Here is a 17,708-nt window from a genome sequence, read left to right as displayed (position 1 = left end):
GCTGACACGAAACTTGCGTTATCTGCGCAAGCCGCGGTGCATGATTTTTCCGAACGCATCCAATTGCTGATCGAGCGGGTCGGAGGCGTCGGCGCACTCGCCCGATGCTGCGGCGTCACCGCGCGCACGGTGAACAACTGGAGCCGTGGCCGCGGCGATATCTCGCGCCATCGCTGCGTGGTGCTGGCGCGTGCGCTGCGCATATCGCCGCTGTGGCTGGTCAGCGGGGAGGGCGGCATGACGGATGGCGAGGCCATGCATGCGCCGCCAGCCATCGATGCGCCCGCGCGCCGCGGCAGCCTGGATCCCGCGCGGCTCGCCGCCGCCTTGCAGGTGCTGCAGTCGTACATCGTGCTGGCCGGCGGCTCGCTGAGCATCGCGCAACGCGCCGAACTGGTGGTCGATCTGTACGGCATGCTCGCCGGCCCCGGGCCAGCCGAGGCCGCGCGTGTGATGGCCTTCCACAAGACGCTTGCCGGCTATCTGCACGGCAACCGCCAGGCGTCGAACGCGTGATCGCCCGCGATCACCCGCGTGTTGGTGCGCACCGGCTTCCGCACGGGAGGTTGCGGAGCCGCGTGGGCCGAAACCGCCACTCCAGGTAGTTGCAGCCCGGAGTGGCCGCAAGCGGTGCCGACGGCACCTTCAGCAGTGTCTTTCGCGGCGAACAGGCCCGCCTGGCCCGATGCCGCAGGTATCCATGAAACTATTCAAGGGGAGTTGCATGAACGACCAGCGTCGGATCCGCACGACTTGTGCGGCACGGTATACATCCAGTCTCGGCATGGCCCTCGCGCTCGCGTTGTACGGCTCGTTGGCGCCGCCGGCATACGCGCAGGCCACCACCGGCAGCATCTTCGGCCAGGCCCCCGCTGCCGCGGGCGGTACGGTGAAGGTGCAGAACGCGTCGGGCGTCACCCGGCAGGTGGCGGTCGATGCGGCGGGGCGCTACGCGATCGCCTCCTTGCCGCTGGGCACCTACACGGTGACCCTGCAGCGCGATGGGCAGACCGTCGACACGCGCAGCGACGTCGAGCTGCACGTCGGCGCGGGTACCGAAGTTTCGTTCGTGCCGGCGAATGCGCAGAACCTGGCCTCGGTGACGGTGACGGCGAACAGCCTGCCGGCGATCGACGTCACCCAGGTCGACTCGCGCACCGTGGTCACCTCGCAACAGCTGGCCAGGTTGCCGCTGGCGCGCAGCGCCGAAGCGATCGCCTTGCTGGCGCCGGGGGCAGTGGAGGGCAGCGATACCTTCATGGGCATGGGCATGGGCGCGTCGTCGCCGCGCAAGTTCGTATCGTTCGGCGGTTCGTCGGTGACCGAGAACGCGTACTACATCAATGGATTCAACACGACCGATCCGATCAGCGGCTTCGGCGGCCTGACCTTGCCCTATGGCTCGATCGACCAGGAGGAGATCCTCAGCGGCGGCTACGGCGCGGCCTTCGGGCGTTCGGACGGCGGCGTGATCAGCCAGGTGGGCAAGCGCGGTACCAACGAGTGGCATTTCGGCGGGCAGGTGTTGTGGAAGCCCAAGGGGCTGCAGGGCGATCCGCGCGATATCTATTACGGCGCAGGCAGTCCGAAGGCGGGGCAGCTGTATTGGCGGCGCGGCGACAACAAGTCCACCACCACCACGGCCGATGCCTATGTCGGCGGTCCGCTGATCAAGGACAAGCTGTACATCTTCGCTTCCGTGGAGGGTGAGCGCATCCAGGGTACGGGCGCGTCCGCGGGCATGCCGTCGGGTGCGGTCGGTTCGGTGGCGGGTGTCGGCTTCAACCTGGCGCCCAGCTACAACAACCATAGCCGGCTGAACGACCCGAAGTGGTACGCCAAGCTGGATTGGAATATCACCGACAGCAACCTGTTCGAACTTACCGGCGCGTCGAACAAGTCGTCCTATCGCGGCAGCCTTTACCAATACGACTATGCCACCGGCAAGCAGGGGCCATTCGATCATCACGATCTGAATATCAAGGACGGTTCCGATCTGTACCTGGCCAAGTTCACCAGCTACCTCACCGACTCGCTGACCCTGTCCGTGCTGTACGGCAAGATGAAGGGCACGCACTACAACGAGCTGCCCGGCTACGATCCCGCGCTGAGCCCGATCATCGGGCAATCCTCGCAGAATCCCGCGTTGACCGGCGGGCAGTCGTTCGGCAACGCGCAGACGGTGGTGCAGCTGTTCGATCCGCAGCACATCACCAAGAACACCAACCTGCGATTGGACCTGAGCTACAAGCTCAGCGACCACACCCTGACCGCCGGCATCGACAACCAGGACGTGCGCGACATCCACGATGGCCAGTTCACCTCCGGCCCTGGTTTCGGATGGGCGTATGCCTCCGGCGATCCGAATACCTGGATCGCCGGCGGCCCGGACGCGAACGGACCGGGCTGGCAGGGTTATCCGTGGGTGCGCCCGCCGGGCGCTTATGCGGGCGGCTCGACCGGCTACTACGTCTCCAGGCAGGTGTTCGCCAACAGCGCTTCGGTGCGGGTGAAGCAGCAGGCGCAGTACATCGAGGACGCCTGGCAGATCAACGACCGCTGGCTGGTCAAGATCGGCCTGCGCAATGACGAATTCACCAACTACAACGCCGGCGGCGCGCCTTATCTGCGGCTTACCCATTCGCAGTTGGCGCCAAGGCTGGGCTTCAGCTGGGACGTCAACGGCGATTCCAGCCTGAAGGTGTATGGCAACGCCGGCCGCTACTATCTCGCGGTGCCGGCGTCGGTGGCCTTGCGCTCGGCGGGTTCCTCGACCTTTACCAACGTGTACTACACCTACACCGGCATCGATCCGAAGACCGGCTATCCGACCGGGCTGACCCCGATCGATACCTATCGCGGCCTGGAGCAGCCGATCTCGGCCAATCTCGAATACGGCCAGCCGCGCGATCCGAAGACCGCCGCCGCCACCAATATCAAGTCCGAGTACCAGGACGAATTGATCCTGGGCTTCGACAAGAAGCTCGGCGACGCCTGGGCGTATGGCGCCAAAGCCACTTACCGCAAACTCGGCCGCGCCATTGACGACTGGGGCGACACCGGCCGCATCGCCGCCAAGATGGCGCAGCTGGGCATGAACGATTACGACAAGGTCAACGGCATCCAGGGCAGCTATCTGATCAACCCGGGCAGCAACCCGATCATCCAGGTGCCGAAACTGTCCGGCGGCTATTACGACGTGCCGCTGGACTGGAAGAAGGACATGGGCTTCAACACCTCGCTCAAGCGCAAGTACTACGCGCTGGAGATGTACCTGGAGCATCCGTTCGACGGCAAGTGGTACGGCAAGCTCGATTACCTGTTCTCGCGCAACTACGGCAATACGGAAGGCCAGGTGCGTTCGGATATCGGCCAGACCGATGTGTCGGCGACGGTGGACTGGGACTACACCCAGGTCATGGATTACGCCAACGGCGCGCTGTCGAACGATCGCACGCACCAGATCAAAGCCTACGGCTACTACCAGGTCGCGCCTGAGTGGATGGTGTCGGGCAACGTCGCGATCCTGTCCGGCGCACCCAAGAGCTGCCTGGGTCTGTATGGCGCGGGCCAGACCAACCCGGGCCTGGGCTACGGCTCCTTCTATCACTTCTGCGGCGGTGTACCGGTCGTGCCCGGCTACAAGCGCCAGCCATGGACTTACCTGCTCAGCCTCGGCGCGCAGTACCGTCCGCAATGGGCGGGCCAGCGATTGGGCTTCAGCGTGCAGATCTACAACGTGCTCAACAAGCAGGCGATCACGCAGACCAACGGGCGTTATGGCAGTTCGACCGCCGTGCGCCCGACCTACAACCTGCCGCTGTCCACGCAGTCGCCGCGCTACGTGCAGTTCGGCATTACCTACGATTACTGAGTACTTGCACCCGGCGTCCGGCGCTGCGCGCCGGACACCCGTGGAACCGCGCCGATGCCCCATCCGGGCATCGGCGCGCCTGACTCCGGGAATCACGGCCATGAAAAAGTCGATCTTGCTTGCTGGACTGCTCGGCATCGCGACCGGCAGCGTGGTGGCGTCCAGCACCACCCAGGCCCCGGAATTCACCGGCATCGACCACTGGTTCAACTCGCCGCCGCTGAGTATGTCCAGCCTGCGCGGCAAGGTGGTGCTGATCGATTTCTGGGCGTACTCGTGCATCAACTGCATCCGCGCCATGCCGCATGTCGAGCATCTGTACGAGACCTACAAGGACCAGGGCCTGGTGGTGATCGGCGTGCATTCGCCGGAGTTCGATTTCGAGCACGATCCGGCCAACGTGCAGGCCGCGATCGGACGCGCCGGCGTTACCTATCCGGTGGCGATGGACAGCGGCCTGTCGACCTGGAACGCCTGGCACAACCAGTTCTGGCCGGCGGAGTACCTGGTCGACCGCGATGGCCGGCTGATCGGCCATCACTACGGCGAGGGCGGCTACGACAAGATGGAGAACGCGATCCAGCTGCTGCTCGGCCTGGACATGCAGGCGGCTGACAACAACGCCAAGCTTTTCAAACCGGGCCCCGACGACACGCCGGAACTGCACCTGGGCAGCTCGGGCCAGCAAGGCTACGGCGGTATGGAAAGCGGCAGCGCCGGGACGCGGCACTTCAGCCTTCCCGCGTCGCTGGCGATGCACAAGTTCGCACTGGGCGGCTCCTGGGAAATCACGCGCCAGTACGCCCGCTCGGCGGGCACGGAGGTCGAACTGCAACTGCGTTTCAAGGCGGCGAAGTTGTACATGGTCGCCAGCGCCGATCAGCCGCTCCCGCTCGAAGTGACCGTCGACGGCAACCCGCAACCGCCGGTGGCGGTGCAGGGCAGCCGGCTCTACACGCTGTTCGACAGCCATGACGACCGCGAGCACCTGCTGCGCCTGCGCATTCCACAAGCGGGCCTGCGGGTTTACTCCTTCACCTTCGGCTGAGCCAGGAGCCCGGCGCCGTGGCGCGTGACGCAGTGCACATGTTCTACACAAACCCGGCGACCGGCGCCGGGCCGCCGCGCCGTGCCACCGCCCGGGATTGCTGCGCACCCGGGTTGTGCGCAACCCTTACCGCCGACGCCCCTGAGTGCGCTGGCATGTTCCTCGAGCTCGACGGTCAAGGCCCCCAATACGCGCAGCTGGTCCGCGCGCTGAAGTCGTCCATTCTCGATGGGCGCATGATCGCCGGTTCGCGCCTGCCGCCGACGCGCGAATTCGCGCTCAACCTCGGCGTTTCGCGCACCACCGTGCTGGCGGCCTACGAGCAGCTGCGCGCGGAAGGTTTTATCAACGGCCGGGTCGGGTCGGGCAGTTATGTGAGCGGCCTGCAGCTCACGCCGTCGCTGCCGCGGGTCGAGAGCACCGCCGACACCGCCGGCTCGCGTTACGCGGAGCGCGCCCGGCTGTTCCGCAACCGGCGGTTGGCGCGCCTGCATTTCGGCCTGCGCTACGAACTGCGCTTCGGCGACCCGCTGACCAACCCGGCCTTGAATGCCGCCTGGGGCCGCGAACTGGCGCGTGCGGCGGCTTATTCCTCGCTGGGGATCACCGGCTCCTGGGGCTTGCCGGCGCTGCGCCAGCAGATCTGCGAATACCTGGCGCGCCGGCGCGGCCTGCTGACCGAGCCGGACAAGATCCTGATCGTCACCGGCACCCAGCAGGCTTACACGCTGTGCGCGCGCGTGCTGCTCGACGAGGGCGATACGGCCGTGCTGGAGGAGCCGCATTATTTCGGCGCCTATCACGTGCTGAGCGCGCACGGGGCGCAGCTATGCCCGGTGCGCTGCGACAATGACGGACTGGTCTGCGACGAGTTGCCGGAGCAGGCGCCCAAGCTGATCTGCGTCACACCTTCGCATCAGTTTCCCACCGGCGCCGTGTTGTCGCTGCCGCGCCGGCTGGAGCTGCTGCGTTACGCGGCGCGCAAGCAGTGCTGGATCATCGAGGACGACTACGACGGCGAGTTCCGCTACGACGCCCATCCGCTGGCCGCGCTGCGCTCGCTCGACGAAGGCGACCGGGTGATCTATGCGGGCACGTTTTCCAAGACCTTGTTCGGCGCGCTGCGCATGGGCTATCTGGTGATGCCGGAAGCGTTGCGCGAGGACCTCACCACCGCCAAATACCTCAGCGACGTCTCCTCGCCCGGCATCGAACAGGCCGCGCTGGCGCATTTCATGGAAAGCGGCGGCTTCGAGCGGCATCTGCGCCATGCGCGCAAGGAGCTGCACGCGCGCCGCGAGGCGCTGATCGCCGGCCTGCGCCGGCATGCCGGCGACCGCGTGGAGATCGTGCATTCGCCGGCGGGCATGCATGTGGTGGCGTGGTTGAATGGTTACGACTACGAGCGGGCCGAGGCCTTGATCTGGTATGCGCACGATCGCGGGCTGGGCTTGTATCCGATGGCGCCGCATTATTTCGTGCCGCCGGAGCGGCCGGGGCTGCTGCTTGGTTATTGCAGTTTGTCGGTGGCAGAGTTGCGCGATGCGATGCAGTTGTTCGGGGAATGCCTGGATGCTGTTCCGGCATGAAGATGCGTTCGGCAGGGTTTTGATCTAAGCGTTGCCAGCAGCAAAAGAAAACGCCTCCGGGAGGAGGCGTTTTCTCGTTCGGGCGGTTGTTGGGGTTCGCTTTGCTCACCCCAACCTACGGTAGGGCTGCGGCCTTATTGCGGCACCTTCAGCGGCGAGATCGTCTGGTTCAGCGTGCCCCAGTACGTCTTGGTGTACGGCACCATCTGCTCGGCGTAGTTCCACCAGAACACGCCGCCGATGAAGCGCGGATCCTTCATCGTGTTGATCATCGGGTAGTAGGTCTTGATCAGGTTGGTCTGCACGGAGGCCGGTGCGCTCAGGCTCGAGGTGCCGATCTCGCCGAAGCCGACCTTGGCGTTCGGGAAGATGCCTTCCAGTGCGGTGAAGTCAGCCTGCCACGACGGCGACAGCCCCGGGCAGTCCTGGTAGGGGTAGTAGCTGAAGAGGGCGTAGTCGGTGTTCTGGCGCACGCTCAGCGGCAGGAAGGTGGTCGGCCAGGTCTTCCAGTTGTCGACCGGCTTTTCCCAGCAGTTGGTGCCCTTGCTGTCGTCGTTGTAGTACAGCGTGATGGCGGTCTTGCCGCCGGCGGCTTTCACGATCTGGTGGGCGGCGGCGACCATCTGGCCGATCTGCGTTTCCTGCGCGTTGACCACCGAGTTGCTGCCATTCGGGTTCGGACGCAGCCACTCGCCGTTGATCTCGTTGGCGATCTCCCACACGTCGACCAGGCCGTTGAGCTTGCCGACCAGCTCCTTGGTGCGTGCGGTGTAGGTGTTGATGTCGGTGGGGAAGTAGTACGAGTCCATGATCTCGCCCATGGTGTAAGCCACGGTGTGCAGCTTGACCAGGGCGGCGTAGTAGTCGGCGGTGCTGGTATCCGGATCGAACACCACGCGTACCGTCGGGCGGTACGGCAACTTGCTGAGCGAAGTCACGATGGCGTTGACGTTGGAGATGTCGTCCACCGTCACGCCGTAGATCGGGGCCTTGATGGTGGTGGCGGCCTGGGCGTGCACGTCGGACGACAGCGGTGCCGAGCCGGCGTAGAGCGCGGCCGAGGCGAGCAGTGAAGCAAGGAAGGTTTTTGCGGCGGTCTTGTTCATTAGTTCGATTGAGTTCGCTTGCGTGGGCGATCCGTTCCCCTGGTGAGCTGCGGAAAAAAATCCGCAGCAATACATCGGTCGCCCCCGAAAGTCGGGCGGCCGGGCTTAAGTCGTGCGATCCGCGCACTGGTGAAGGTCGTCCGTACAACGCAACCCCCAGCCCCTGGGCGTGGTGGCCCTGGGGCAGCGACGGATATCGACGCTGGGAGTGCCGGCGAAACGGCAGGAACCACCAGGAGCACAGCGCGGAACTCTCATCCCTTCCGCGTGGCTCCGCCCGTCCTGGAGAGCGGGCCGGACCGTAACACCCGGGAGACAACGCACCGGGCTTCGCTGACGGTGGGAAGTCTAGTTGCTGATGATGGCAAGTGATAAAATTTTGGTTAGGATGAATGCAATGGATCGAGTCAAAGCATTCAATCCATGCCGAAGACCTTCGCAGGCCTTACATTGAAGCGGCCGGTGCACGATCTTTCAGTGACTTGCGTGAGTGTGCGTGAAGCCACTGTATCGTCCATGTGACACGCGATTCGTTCATGTTACGTCACCCTGTGACACTCGCATTCACAAGCCGCGAGCCGCGCTTGTGCGCGACATCACGCTCGGAAAAAACGCAAGCGCCGATACCGGAAATCGCAAGCCGCTGTTGCCCAAGATGCGGGACGGCAGTCGAGCCGAACTGAGGGAGAGCAGTCGATGGCGTTGCGCACATGGGTGGTGGCGTTGGGGTGTTGCGTGTCGTTCGGGGTAGGCGGCGTTGCGTTGGCTGCGCCGCCCACCGCACAGGTGACGGTGCATGTGGATCGGCCGGGGGCGTTGATCCATCGCGAGATCTACGGCCAGTTCGCCGAGCAGCTGGGACGTGGCATCGACGAAGGCCTGTGGGTGGGCGAAGGTTCGCCGATTCCCAACGTGCATGGTTTCCGCAAGGACGTGGTCGATGCGCTCAAAGCCATCCACGTGCCGGTGATCCGCTGGCCCGGCGGCTGCTTCGCCGACGAATACCACTGGCGCGACGGCATCGGTGCGCGCGACAAGCGCGCGGTACGGCCCAATCATTCCTGGGGTGGCGAGGAACACAACGCGGTCGGCACGCACGAGTTCATGGACTTCGCCGAGCTGGTCGGCGCGCAGACCTATCTGGCCGCCAATATGGGCACCGGTTCGCCGCGCGAGATGAGCGATTGGCTGGAATACGTCACCGGCGACGGGCAGACCGACCTGGTGCGCGAGCGTCGTGCGAACGGCCGCAAGGAGCCATGGAAAGTGGCCTATCTCGGCATCGGCAACGAAAGCTGGGGTTGCGGCGGCCATATGCGCGGCGCGTATTACGCAGACCAGTACCGCCAGTACGCCACCTTTGCGCGCGCCATGGGCGGGCAGACCATGCTGAAGGTCGCCAGCGGCGCCAATGCCGACGACTACGCCTGGACCGAAGCCGTGATGGCCGGCGCGGCGGAGCAGATCGACGCCTATGGCGTGCACTACTACACGCTGCCCACCGGCGACTGGAAGCACAAGGGTTCGGCGGTGGCGTTCGACGAGAAGGCCTGGATCGCCACCTTGAAGGCGGCGCTGCGCATGGACGAACTGGTCGCGCGGCACAGCGCGATCATGGACAAGTACGACCCGGCCAGGCGCATTGCCCTGGCGGTGGACGAGTGGGGCACCTGGTACGACACCGAGCCCGGCGACTCGGCGCTATACCAGCAGAGCAGCCTGCGCGATGCGATGGTGGCGGCGATCACGCTGGACATTTTCCATGCGCATGCCGAGCGCGTGCGCATGGCCAATATCGCGCAGATGGTGAACGTGCTGCAGGCGATGATCCTGACCGACAAAGCCAGCACGGGTCGCATAGTGCTGACGCCCACGTATCACGTGTTCGATCTGTACCAGGTGTTCCAGGGCGCGACGTCGCTGCCGGTGGAGGTGCGCGCCGGTGAGTACGCGCATGGCGGTGTGCAGGTGCCGGGCTTGTTCGTTACCGCGGCGCGAGGCGCGGATGGCGCGGTGCATGTCGCCCTGGTCAATCCCGATCCGGAGCATCCGCTGCGCGTGGCGGTGGCGTTGCCCGGGATGAAGGTCGGCAAGGTGAGTGGCCGCGTCTTGACGGCGCCTGCGATCAACACCGTCAACAGCTTCGATCGGCCGGATGCGGTGAAACCCGTGGCGTTCGAGGGAGCGAGGATCGGCGACGCCGGCGTTCTCGCCGTGTCGTTGCCGGCGAAAGCCATCGTGACATTGGAGTTGCGTTAACGCCCTGGCTCGTCATCCCGGCGCAGGCCGGGATCCAGTGGCGATGCGCCTGATGGATAGCAATGCGCTTAAAGGCTCGCTCTTCAGCGCTTTCGCGAGAACCGAACGGCGGCGCTACTGGATCCCGGCCTGCGCCGGGATGACGTTGATTGAGGATTCGGTACTGGTTTGAAGGCAGGCGGGAAACACCACAGTGATACCGAAACCCTTGCCATCCAGTCCCGTACCGATCTCGATCCTCGCCCGATGCGACTGCGCGATCCGCGCCACCAGCGAAAGTCCGATCCCGCTGCCGCGCTCGTTGCTCCCGGCAATGCGATAGAAGCGGTCGAAGATGCGCGGCCGGTCTTCTTCCGCCACGCCCGGCCCGTTGTCCTGCACATGCAGGCGCACACCGTCAGCTGCGCGCTCGCAGCTCACCGCGACGCGTCCTCCGGCTGGCGTATAGCGCAGCGCATTGTCGATCAGGTTGCCGATCAGGATACCCAGCTCGTCGACGTCGCCCTCGATCGGGCTGGGGCAGGTATCGAGCACGATCGACTGCTGCTTGGTCGAGGCGATGGTCTCGAACTCGCGCGTCAGCATCGCCACCAGGTCGGCCAGCTCCACCGGCCCGCGCTCGCCGCTGGGCAGGTCGGCATCGAGCCGTGCGGAATCCAGCAGCTGCTGCGACAGGCGTGCGCTGCGCTCCACGCCTTTCACTAGTTGCCGCAGCGGCGCCTGCGCTTCTTCCAGGCTGCGCGAGCGCAAGGCCACCTGCGCGTGGGTCAGCAGGGCGGCCAGCGGCGTGCGCAGCTCGTGCGCGGCTTCGGCCAGGAACTGGCGTTCGTTGTGCATCGCGCGGTCCAGCCGGGCGAGCATGCGGTTGAAGGATTCGACCAGCGGACGGACTTCGTTCGGTAGGTCGTGGTCAGGCAGGGGCTGCAGGTCCAGCGTGTCGCGCGCGGTGATGGCCTGGCGGATGCGCGTGATCGGGCGCAGCGACCAGTACAGCACGCGCTGGATCGCCACCGCCAGCACCAGCAGGAGCAGGGCGGTGGTGATCAGGCCGATGCGCACCCCTTGGCGCAGGTCGTTGGCCAGATCCGCGGTGGGCTTGCCGACCTGTACCTGCACTTCGCCGTGGGCGTCGGTGATGGCGAAGATGCGCCACTCCTCGCCATCGATCTGGCGAGTGACGAAGCCGTCGGCGAAGTCGGGGCGCAGCGGCATGCGGAACGGTTCGAGCGAGTGCACCACCAGGTGGTGGCGGTCCTTGATCCAGACCTGGAAAATCAGGCGGCCGAGCTTGCCGCGATGCTCCGGCGGCGGCGCGCTGTGCGCGGGCAGGCGCAGGTTGGCATTGCCGTCGAGGCGGCTGACGTCGGCGGGCATCGAGACCAGGATCTCGCGGCCGATGTCGCTCAGGTTGCTGTCCCACAGTCCGGTGCGCTCCTTCGAATAGCGCACGCCCAGGACGGTGAGGGTGATGCCCCAGGCCACCACGAAGATAGCCAGCATCACCACGAACAGCCGCCGCCGCAGCGAGCGTACGCGCAGCCCCATCAGCGTTCCTCGCCCAGGCGATAGCCGTAGCCGTGCACGGTGGCGATCACGTCCTCGCCGAGCTTGCGGCGTAGCTGGTGCACATAGACCGCGATGGTGTTGCTCTCGATGGTGCCCTGGCCGCCGTAGACCAGGTCTTCCAGCAGGTCGCGTGCCACCGCGCGGCCCTGGCGCTCCATCAGTGCGAGCAGGGTGCGGTATTCGTGCGCGGCCAGCCGTATGGATTCGCCGTTGCGCGTGACGGTGCGCCGCGCCGGATCCAGCACGATGTCTTTCCAGCTCAGCACCGGCGCGACGCGGCCTTCGCTGCGGCGGATCACCGCGCGCAGGCGCGCCAGCAGTTCGTCGATCTGAAATGGCTTCACCAGGTAATCGTCGGCACCGGCGTCGAGGCCGCGGATGCGGTCGCCGAGCTGGTCGCGCGCGGTGATGATCAGCGCCGGGGTGGTGTCGTAGCGCTCGCGCATCGCGCGCAGCACGTCGAGGCCGGAGCCGCGGGGCAGGCCGAGGTCCAGCAGGGCGGCCGTATAGGCATGGTCGGTGAGGGCGATGCGCGCCGCCGCGGCATCGTGCGCGCAGTCCACGTGCCAGCCGTCCTGGCGCAGGGCCGCGGCGATGGCGTCGGCCAGCATGCGGTCGTCTTCGACTAGCAGGATGTTGGGCAAGGTCCCCTCGTGGAGCTAGTGCTGTGTCATGAGTCATGCAGCCTAGGCGTGCGGCTTTAAAGAATTCTTAAATCCGGCTGGCCAGACTGCCATGCATCCGGCACGGTCCGCGCCACCCCCATCGGCGGACAGGGAAGCGGCCGGCTCCCTCCGCACAAGAGACGATGCCATGAGCGCCCAATCCAGCCGCCTGCCCATCGATGCGCCGCATGCCGCCGCTACCGCCGAACCCGCGCCGGAAAGCTGCGCGATGCGGCTGAGTGTGAACGGCCAGGTCCATACGATCAATGCGGACCCCGACATGCCCTTGCTGCGCGTGCTGCGCCAGGAGCTGGGCCTCAAGGGCGCGGGCTTTGCCTGCACCAATGGCCGCTGCAGCGCCTGCACGGTGCACGTCGACGATCGGCCGACCCGCGCCTGCCGCGTGCCGGTATACGTGGTGCAGGGCGCGCAGATCGTCACCATCGAAGGCCTGGCCGCGCGCGAAGGCCTGCCGCCGGGCCAGTTGCATGCGGTGCAGCGGGCCTGGGCCGAATGCGGCGTGCCGCCGTGCCCATGCCAGGCCGGCATGATCATGGCCGCCGCTGCCTTGCTGATGGACAACCCCGATCCGGGCACCGCCGAGATCGAGGCCGCGATGTTCCTCGACTGCGGTTGCGGCGCGCGGCCGCACGTGTTGCGCGCGGTGCGTTCGCTGGCGGAGCGCCTGCGTTCCTGGTGAGCGTTTGCAACGATTCCTTATCCCCCCACCCACCCTGGAGTTCCCCCATGCATCATCGTGCGCGTGGTCGTGCCCGTGCGTTGTCCCTGGTTTTCTTCCTGTCCGGCAGCGGCGCCGTGTTTGCGGCGGACGACGGCTGGCATGTGATCGTCGGCGCCGGCGGGCTGGATATGCCGCGCTATCCGGGCAGCTCGGAGCGGCGCAGCCAGCTGGTGCCGATGGTGAGCGCCAGCTATGGCCGCTTCTTTCTCGGTGGCGCGCCGGGCTCGGGTTCGCCGGCGGGGCTGGGTATGTATTTCCATCAGGACCAGCAGTGGCGTGCGGGTGTGTCGCTGGCCTATGACTTCGTGCAGCCACGCAAGGAGTCCGACGACCGCAAGCGCCTGCACGGCATGGGCGACATCGACCGCACGGCGCGGGCCACCTTGTTCGGCAGCTACACCGTCGACTGGTTTACCGTGCGCGGCAATGTTTCCAGCGATATCGGCGGCAAGGACCAGGGCACCACCGCGTCGCTCGATCTGGAAGGCAAGTACCGCTGGAATGACAAGCTGAGTTTCGTGGCGGGGCCGGGCCTGAGCTGGTCCGACGGCAAGCACAATCGCACGTTCTATGGCGTGGACGATGCGCAGAGCCTGCGCTCCGGGTATGCCGCTTATCGTCCGGGTTCGGGCCTTGAATCGGTGCGCTTCTCGCTGGGTGCGGATTATCGGCTGAGCGAGCGCTGGACCCTCGGCGCGCGGGCGATCGCGGCGCGGCTGCAGGGCGATGCGGCGGATAGTCCGATCGTGGCCAAGCGCATGCAGAACACGTATGTGGCGTATGCGTTCTACAGGTTCTAAAGCTACAGCGTAGGTTGGGGTGAGCCGGAGGCGAACCCCAACATCGGTACGTTGATGCGCATCGCATTGTTGGGGTTCGCCTGAGGCTCACCCCAACCTACGCCGGACGCTGTCGGGGTCACGGGCGCTTGAAGGCCTTGCGCGCCTTTTCGACCTTGGCCCGGATCGCACACGTCGCCACGTGATCGTCCACCAGTCCCATCGCCTGCATGAAGGCGTACATCGTGGTCGGCCCGACGAACTTCCAGCCCAGCTTTTTCAGCGCCTTCGACAACGCCACCGACTCATTCGACGTGGCGATGGCCTGCGTCGGCGCCGGCCGGCCGCGCTCCGCTTCGTAACGCCACAGGTAGGTGGCCAGCGAGCCTTCGCGCTCCGCCATCTCCACCGCGTGGCGCGCATTGTTGATCACCGCCTCGATCTTGCCGCGGTGGCGGATGATGCCTTCGTTCGTCAACAGCCGCTGCACATCGCGCTCGGTGTAGCGCGCGACGCGGTGGTAATCGAAACCATGGAAAGCCGCGCGGAAATTCTCGCGCTTGGTCAGGATCGTCCGCCAGCTCAGCCCCGCCTGGAAACCTTCCAGGCTCAGCTTCTCGAACAGGCGCACGTCAGCGCCGACCGGAAAGCCCCATTCGGTGTCGTGGTAATGCATGAAATCCGGCGCGGATGCACTCCAGCGGCAGCGCGGCTTGCCGTCGGGGCCGGCGATGGTGTCGCTCATGGGCCGTTCCTTGCGAAAGGCTGCCGGCGATCATGTCACTGCGGCCGCTGGCGGACCAGACACTGCTCGACCATTGGTTTGCCCCACTGCTCGCCAAGCGCTTCCGACACCAGCTGGAAACCGGACCGCTCGTAGAGATGGCGTGCGGCGTCCAGGCCCTTCACCGTCCACAGGCGGATTTCGCGGAAGCCTTGCTCGTCGCAATAGCGCAGCGTCTCGTCCAGCAGCCGCCGGCCCACGCCGCGGCCCTGCATGCGGCCGTCGACGATGAAGGTGCGCAGATGGGCGATGCCCGGGCCCATGCCCTCGCCATCGATGGCCACCGAACCGACCAGGGCGTCGCCGAGCATCGCGCGCCAGATCTGGTTGCCGGGGCGATCCAGGCGCGAGGTGACATCGGCCACCGCGGCTGCGACGCGGCTTTCGAACACCTGGCCGAAGCCGACCGTCGGCGCGTAGTACGCCATATGCAGCGAGGCGACGTCGCCGATCACGCCGGGCGCGTAACCGGTTTCGATGCGGATCTCTTCTTGTACCGGCGCGACGCCGAGGCGATTCGCGCGCAGTGCCTGCGCATAGGCGCCGAGGCTGGCGCATACGGTATCGAGCTGGGCCGGTGCGAAGTGGGCGGCGGCGGCGGTCACCTGCTTGCGCGCGAAAGCATCGACGGCGGCCAGCGTGCGACGGCCTTTCTCGGTGAGCACCAGCGGTTTGCAGCGGGCGTCGCCATCGCTGTCGAGCACACCGATCTCGTCGGCCTCGGTCAGCTTGGTGAGCAGGCGGCTGACGCTGGACTTGTCCAGGCCCAGCACCTCGACCAGGTCGACCGCGGTAAGCGTGCCGCGCCGGCCGAGTTCGACGATGGCGTGCACGGCCGAGGGCGAATAAGTGGTGCCGGCCAGGGTAGGGCGCAGGAAGCCCCATTCGCGCGCCATCTGGCGCGAGGCGGCGCGGATGCTGTCGATGAGGTCGGTCATGTTGAGGCTCGTTGCTGAGTATTAGTTGCAATATACAACTTTAAGGCTGCGAAGCCACGGCTGGTAAGTAGTTGCTGCAAACCTCTGATAGAAAATAACTATTTAGTACATTTTTGCCGGGTTATTTCGGCTGCGGGAGGCCATCCATATTTTATCCGGCACATATTGACCATGCTTATTTATCCGGGTATATATGCACTCCTCTTCAAGGATCGATCCCCATGTCGCCTCCCAACAACCCACTGCATCCCGCCCGCCATATCCGCTTGTTCGACCGCCACTGGGCCTGGCTCGAAGCGCAGCCGATTGGCGCCGGCGCCACGCTGCGCCGCCTGGTCGAGCGCGCCTGCCGCGATATCGATGGCCACTACCGCAAGGCCGCGGCGAAAGAGGCCTGCTACTTCCATATGCGCGACGCGGCCGGAGACCGGCCGCAGTTCGAGGAAGCGGCGCGCGCCCTGTTTGCCGACGACCGTTCGCGCCTGCGCCAATGCATCGCGGCCTGGCCGGAGGAAGTGCGCACGCGCATCGAAGCCATGCTGGGCGGCGCGTGATGGACCGTGCGAAACGCAAGGCCATGCTGCAGGCCTACAAGCTGGCCTTTCCGCCGATGGGCATCTACGCCATTCGCCATCTCGGCAGCGGACGCATGCTGATCGACCAGAGCGCCAACACCACCGGTGCGCTCAACCGCCATCGCACCCAGTTGCGGCTGGGTCTGCATGGCAACCGCCAGTTGCAGCAGGATTGGCACGAGCAGGGCGAGCACGCGTTTGCCTTCGAGGTGTTGCAGACGCAGGAAGAGCGCGCGGAGCCCACCTTCGATTACACCGCCGAGCGCATCGAGTTGCTCGACGCCTGGCGCAGACGCATACCGCCCGGCTCGAAGGATTCATATCGCTAGGGATGCCCTGATCTATTCCACGCCGGACACCGGCGCCGCGAAAAAATATGCGCGGAATTTATGCGCCGGCGCCTGCGCTTGGTGGAGTCTTTATCCGCATCGACGCCAAGATGGCCTCGCTCCCACACCGAGGTCCAACGCTGATGAGCATCCTGATCGTCCAAGGCCCGCACGCGGAAGGACACGCCGTCGGCGGCGAATTCGTGGCCGCGCTGCAGCGCGCGGTGCAGGCGGCAGGACATACGCTGGCCGTCTGCCAATGCGGCGGCGTGAAGGACCTGGTCGGGCGTATCCGCGAGCTGCGCGCCGACGACACCGAATTCGTAGTGCTGGATGCCGGCGAACTGGCGGAACAGGTGCGCGCGCAACCGGATGGCCTGGACGAAGCGCTGGATGCGCTGCCGTCGCCGTATATCGAGATCCACGACGACAGCGGTGCCGCGCTCGCGCCACCGGGGCCTGCACGGCATGCGCCGCTCGCCACCATCGTGATCAACGGCGATCTGTCGACCAGCTATCGCATCGCCATGGGCATTGCTCTGCGCCAACTGGCGGCGTGAAGACGGTGTGGAGTGTGATGCGCGTCGCGGTTATGTCATATCCATATGCGAGCCTGCGCCTCCCGCAAGCACCAGTACATAAAAAGAAGAGGATGGCGATGTCCATCGAACTCGACCAGGCCGACATCGACACGCTGCGCCATATCCACGCCGGCCGGCTGAAAGTGGTGGAGACGCGCCGCGCCGCGCGCCTGATGCTGATGGGTTATCTCGCTCCGCTCGAAGCCGGCTGCGCCGCGTTGGCGCCGGCGAAGATGGAACGCAACGGCAAGACCATCCCGTTGCGCATCACCTACGGCGGTACCCGCCTGCTGGCTCGCCACCGTCGCGAGGATGGCGGCGAAGACGGACCGGCGCCGCGTCCGGTACGTGCCGCCGGCTGAGCCGGGGCTTTATTCCAGCGACACCACGCAGTCGATACCTTCCCGCGCCATCTTCGCGTAGGGACAGATGCACTCGGTGTTGCGCACCAACTCTTCCGCAACGGCGCGTTCCACCCCGGGCAGGCTGATGCGCACTCGCGCGATCAAGGTGAACAAGCCGTCGACCGGATCGCGGCCGAAGGTCACCGCGGCGGTGACGGTGGCATCCTCCAGCGCTACGCCCGCACGCGCGGCCAGCAGGGTCAGTGCGCCGTGGAAACAAGCGGCATAGCCGGCCGCGAACAACTGCTCGGGATTGGTGCCTTCGCCTTGTCCACCGAGCGCCTGCGGCATGCGCAACTGCACATCCAGGTGGCCATCGTCCGAGCGCGCGACGCCGGACGCGCGTGCATGCCGGGCGGTGCCGCCGGTGACGCATACGGTGCCGGTATAGAGCGGATGGAAATCGGCGCCGTGGTATTTGTCGAGCAGCGAGGTGGGCGGGCGCGCCGGCTTGGTCATGGCGGCGCGA

Annotated in this window: 17 protein-coding genes; 11 read left to right on the top strand and 6 right to left on the bottom strand. The window is 66.0% G+C overall.

All coding sequences use genetic code 11. From position 1 onward, the window contains the following. The first annotated feature begins 36 nt into the window (after positions 1 to 36). The 4 genes from AB4083_RS14620 (at position 37) to pdxR (ending at position 6,511) form a co-directional block, all read left to right on the top strand. Positions 37 to 516, top strand: coding sequence for a YdaS family helix-turn-helix protein (locus AB4083_RS14620; protein ID WP_441608808.1), 480 nt, complete (start codon positions 37 to 39; stop codon positions 514 to 516). Between the two features lie 268 nt (positions 517 to 784). Continuing rightward, positions 785 to 3,874 (top strand): TonB-dependent receptor, encoded by a 3,090-nt coding sequence (locus tag AB4083_RS14615; protein WP_441608807.1) that lies wholly within the window; start codon positions 785 to 787, stop codon positions 3,872 to 3,874. Positions 3,875 to 3,974: 100 nt separating this feature from the next. Next, positions 3,975 to 4,922 carry a thioredoxin family protein gene (locus AB4083_RS14610; RefSeq protein WP_441608806.1) on the top strand — a complete coding sequence of 316 codons (948 nt, stop codon included), beginning with the start codon at positions 3,975 to 3,977 and terminating at the stop codon, positions 4,920 to 4,922. A 155-nt stretch (positions 4,923 to 5,077) separates the two neighbouring features. Beyond that, complete coding sequence (pdxR, locus tag AB4083_RS14605) at positions 5,078 to 6,511, top strand: MocR-like pyridoxine biosynthesis transcription factor PdxR (protein WP_441608805.1); 1,434 nt, start codon at positions 5,078 to 5,080, stop codon at positions 6,509 to 6,511. A gap of 134 nt (positions 6,512 to 6,645) precedes the next feature. Here the strand turns inward: pdxR and AB4083_RS14600 are convergent, their stop codons facing one another. Then, complete coding sequence (locus tag AB4083_RS14600; RefSeq protein WP_441608804.1) at positions 6,646 to 7,617, bottom strand: hypothetical protein; 972 nt, start codon at positions 7,615 to 7,617, stop codon at positions 6,646 to 6,648. 696 nt (positions 7,618 to 8,313) lie between these two features. Between AB4083_RS14600 and AB4083_RS14595 the strand changes: the two genes are divergently transcribed. After that, complete coding sequence (locus tag AB4083_RS14595) at positions 8,314 to 9,876, top strand: alpha-N-arabinofuranosidase (RefSeq protein WP_441608803.1); 1,563 nt, start codon at positions 8,314 to 8,316, stop codon at positions 9,874 to 9,876. A gap of 114 nt (positions 9,877 to 9,990) precedes the next feature. Here AB4083_RS14595 and AB4083_RS14590 read toward each other — a convergent pair whose 3' ends face one another. After that, positions 9,991 to 11,421 (bottom strand): HAMP domain-containing sensor histidine kinase, encoded by a 1,431-nt coding sequence (locus AB4083_RS14590; protein WP_441608802.1) that lies wholly within the window; start codon positions 11,419 to 11,421, stop codon positions 9,991 to 9,993. Then, on the bottom strand, positions 11,421 to 12,086 hold the full coding sequence (locus tag AB4083_RS14585; RefSeq protein WP_441608801.1) for a response regulator transcription factor: 666 nt from the start codon (positions 12,084 to 12,086) through the stop codon (positions 11,421 to 11,423). The genes AB4083_RS14590 and AB4083_RS14585 overlap by 1 nt, the downstream gene beginning before the upstream one ends. A 169-nt stretch (positions 12,087 to 12,255) precedes the next feature. Between AB4083_RS14585 and AB4083_RS14580 the strand changes: the two genes are divergently transcribed. Continuing rightward, positions 12,256 to 12,807, top strand: coding sequence for a (2Fe-2S)-binding protein (locus tag AB4083_RS14580; RefSeq protein ID WP_441608800.1), 552 nt, complete (start codon positions 12,256 to 12,258; stop codon positions 12,805 to 12,807). 47 nt (positions 12,808 to 12,854) lie between these two features. Beyond that, on the top strand, positions 12,855 to 13,649 hold the full coding sequence (locus AB4083_RS14575; protein WP_441608799.1) for a MipA/OmpV family protein: 795 nt from the start codon (positions 12,855 to 12,857) through the stop codon (positions 13,647 to 13,649). A 118-nt stretch (positions 13,650 to 13,767) separates the two neighbouring features. Here AB4083_RS14575 and AB4083_RS14570 read toward each other — a convergent pair whose 3' ends face one another. Together AB4083_RS14570 and AB4083_RS14565 are read right to left on the bottom strand one after the other, a co-directional pair. Then, positions 13,768 to 14,373 (bottom strand): DNA-3-methyladenine glycosylase I, encoded by a 606-nt coding sequence (locus AB4083_RS14570; protein WP_441608798.1) that lies wholly within the window; start codon positions 14,371 to 14,373, stop codon positions 13,768 to 13,770. Positions 14,374 to 14,408: 35 nt separating this feature from the next. After that, positions 14,409 to 15,350: a bifunctional helix-turn-helix transcriptional regulator/GNAT family N-acetyltransferase gene (locus AB4083_RS14565; protein ID WP_441608797.1), complete on the bottom strand. Its 942-nt coding sequence runs from the start codon at positions 15,348 to 15,350 to the stop codon at positions 14,409 to 14,411. A gap of 221 nt (positions 15,351 to 15,571) precedes the next feature. On the opposite strand from AB4083_RS14565, the gene AB4083_RS14560 reads away from it, so the two are divergent. From AB4083_RS14560 to AB4083_RS14545, 4 genes are all read left to right on the top strand, one after another. After that, positions 15,572 to 15,904: a DUF2239 family protein gene (locus AB4083_RS14560; RefSeq protein ID WP_441608796.1), complete on the top strand. Its 333-nt coding sequence runs from the start codon at positions 15,572 to 15,574 to the stop codon at positions 15,902 to 15,904. Beyond that, on the top strand, positions 15,904 to 16,254 hold the full coding sequence (locus tag AB4083_RS14555) for a GIY-YIG nuclease family protein (protein ID WP_441608795.1): 351 nt from the start codon (positions 15,904 to 15,906) through the stop codon (positions 16,252 to 16,254). The genes AB4083_RS14560 and AB4083_RS14555 overlap by 1 nt, the downstream gene beginning before the upstream one ends. A 143-nt stretch (positions 16,255 to 16,397) precedes the next feature. Beyond that, complete coding sequence (locus AB4083_RS14550) at positions 16,398 to 16,814, top strand: hypothetical protein (RefSeq protein WP_441608794.1); 417 nt, start codon at positions 16,398 to 16,400, stop codon at positions 16,812 to 16,814. A gap of 98 nt (positions 16,815 to 16,912) precedes the next feature. Then, entirely contained in the window at positions 16,913 to 17,197 is a 285-nt protein-coding gene (locus AB4083_RS14545; protein ID WP_441608793.1) for a hypothetical protein, read from the top strand. A 9-nt stretch (positions 17,198 to 17,206) separates the two neighbouring features. Here AB4083_RS14545 and AB4083_RS14540 read toward each other — a convergent pair whose 3' ends face one another. Beyond that, on the bottom strand, positions 17,207 to 17,698 hold the full coding sequence (locus tag AB4083_RS14540; protein WP_441608792.1) for an Ohr family peroxiredoxin: 492 nt from the start codon (positions 17,696 to 17,698) through the stop codon (positions 17,207 to 17,209). Positions 17,699 to 17,708 lie beyond the last annotated feature (10 nt).

Origin of the sequence: Dyella sp. 2RAB6 (genome assembly GCF_052115385.1) — a bacterium.
Classification (GTDB): domain Bacteria; phylum Pseudomonadota; class Gammaproteobacteria; order Xanthomonadales; family Rhodanobacteraceae; genus Dyella_D.
This window is presented reverse-complemented; position numbering and strand designations above follow the sequence as displayed.

Coding starts and splice junctions, on each gene's coding strand:
- AB4083_RS14615 (WP_441608807.1), top strand. CDS start 785: ATGGCCCTCGCGCTCGCGTTGTACGGCTCGTTGGCGCCGCCGGCATAC.
- AB4083_RS14610 (WP_441608806.1), top strand. CDS start 3,975: ATGAAAAAGTCGATCTTGCTTGCTGGACTGCTCGGCATCGCGACCGGC.
- pdxR (WP_441608805.1), top strand. CDS start 5,078: ATGTTCCTCGAGCTCGACGGTCAAGGCCCCCAATACGCGCAGCTGGTC.
- AB4083_RS14600 (WP_441608804.1), bottom strand. CDS start 7,617: ATGAACAAGACCGCCGCAAAAACCTTCCTTGCTTCACTGCTCGCCTCG.
- AB4083_RS14595 (WP_441608803.1), top strand. CDS start 8,314: ATGGCGTTGCGCACATGGGTGGTGGCGTTGGGGTGTTGCGTGTCGTTC.
- AB4083_RS14590 (WP_441608802.1), bottom strand. CDS start 11,421: ATGGGGCTGCGCGTACGCTCGCTGCGGCGGCGGCTGTTCGTGGTGATG.
- AB4083_RS14580 (WP_441608800.1), top strand. CDS start 12,256: ATGAGCGCCCAATCCAGCCGCCTGCCCATCGATGCGCCGCATGCCGCC.
- AB4083_RS14575 (WP_441608799.1), top strand. CDS start 12,855: ATGCATCATCGTGCGCGTGGTCGTGCCCGTGCGTTGTCCCTGGTTTTC.
- AB4083_RS14570 (WP_441608798.1), bottom strand. CDS start 14,373: ATGAGCGACACCATCGCCGGCCCCGACGGCAAGCCGCGCTGCCGCTGG.
- AB4083_RS14565 (WP_441608797.1), bottom strand. CDS start 15,350: ATGACCGACCTCATCGACAGCATCCGCGCCGCCTCGCGCCAGATGGCG.
- AB4083_RS14560 (WP_441608796.1), top strand. CDS start 15,572: ATGTCGCCTCCCAACAACCCACTGCATCCCGCCCGCCATATCCGCTTG.
- AB4083_RS14555 (WP_441608795.1), top strand. CDS start 15,904: ATGGACCGTGCGAAACGCAAGGCCATGCTGCAGGCCTACAAGCTGGCC.
- AB4083_RS14550 (WP_441608794.1), top strand. CDS start 16,398: ATGAGCATCCTGATCGTCCAAGGCCCGCACGCGGAAGGACACGCCGTC.
- AB4083_RS14545 (WP_441608793.1), top strand. CDS start 16,913: ATGTCCATCGAACTCGACCAGGCCGACATCGACACGCTGCGCCATATC.
- AB4083_RS14540 (WP_441608792.1), bottom strand. CDS start 17,698: ATGACCAAGCCGGCGCGCCCGCCCACCTCGCTGCTCGACAAATACCAC.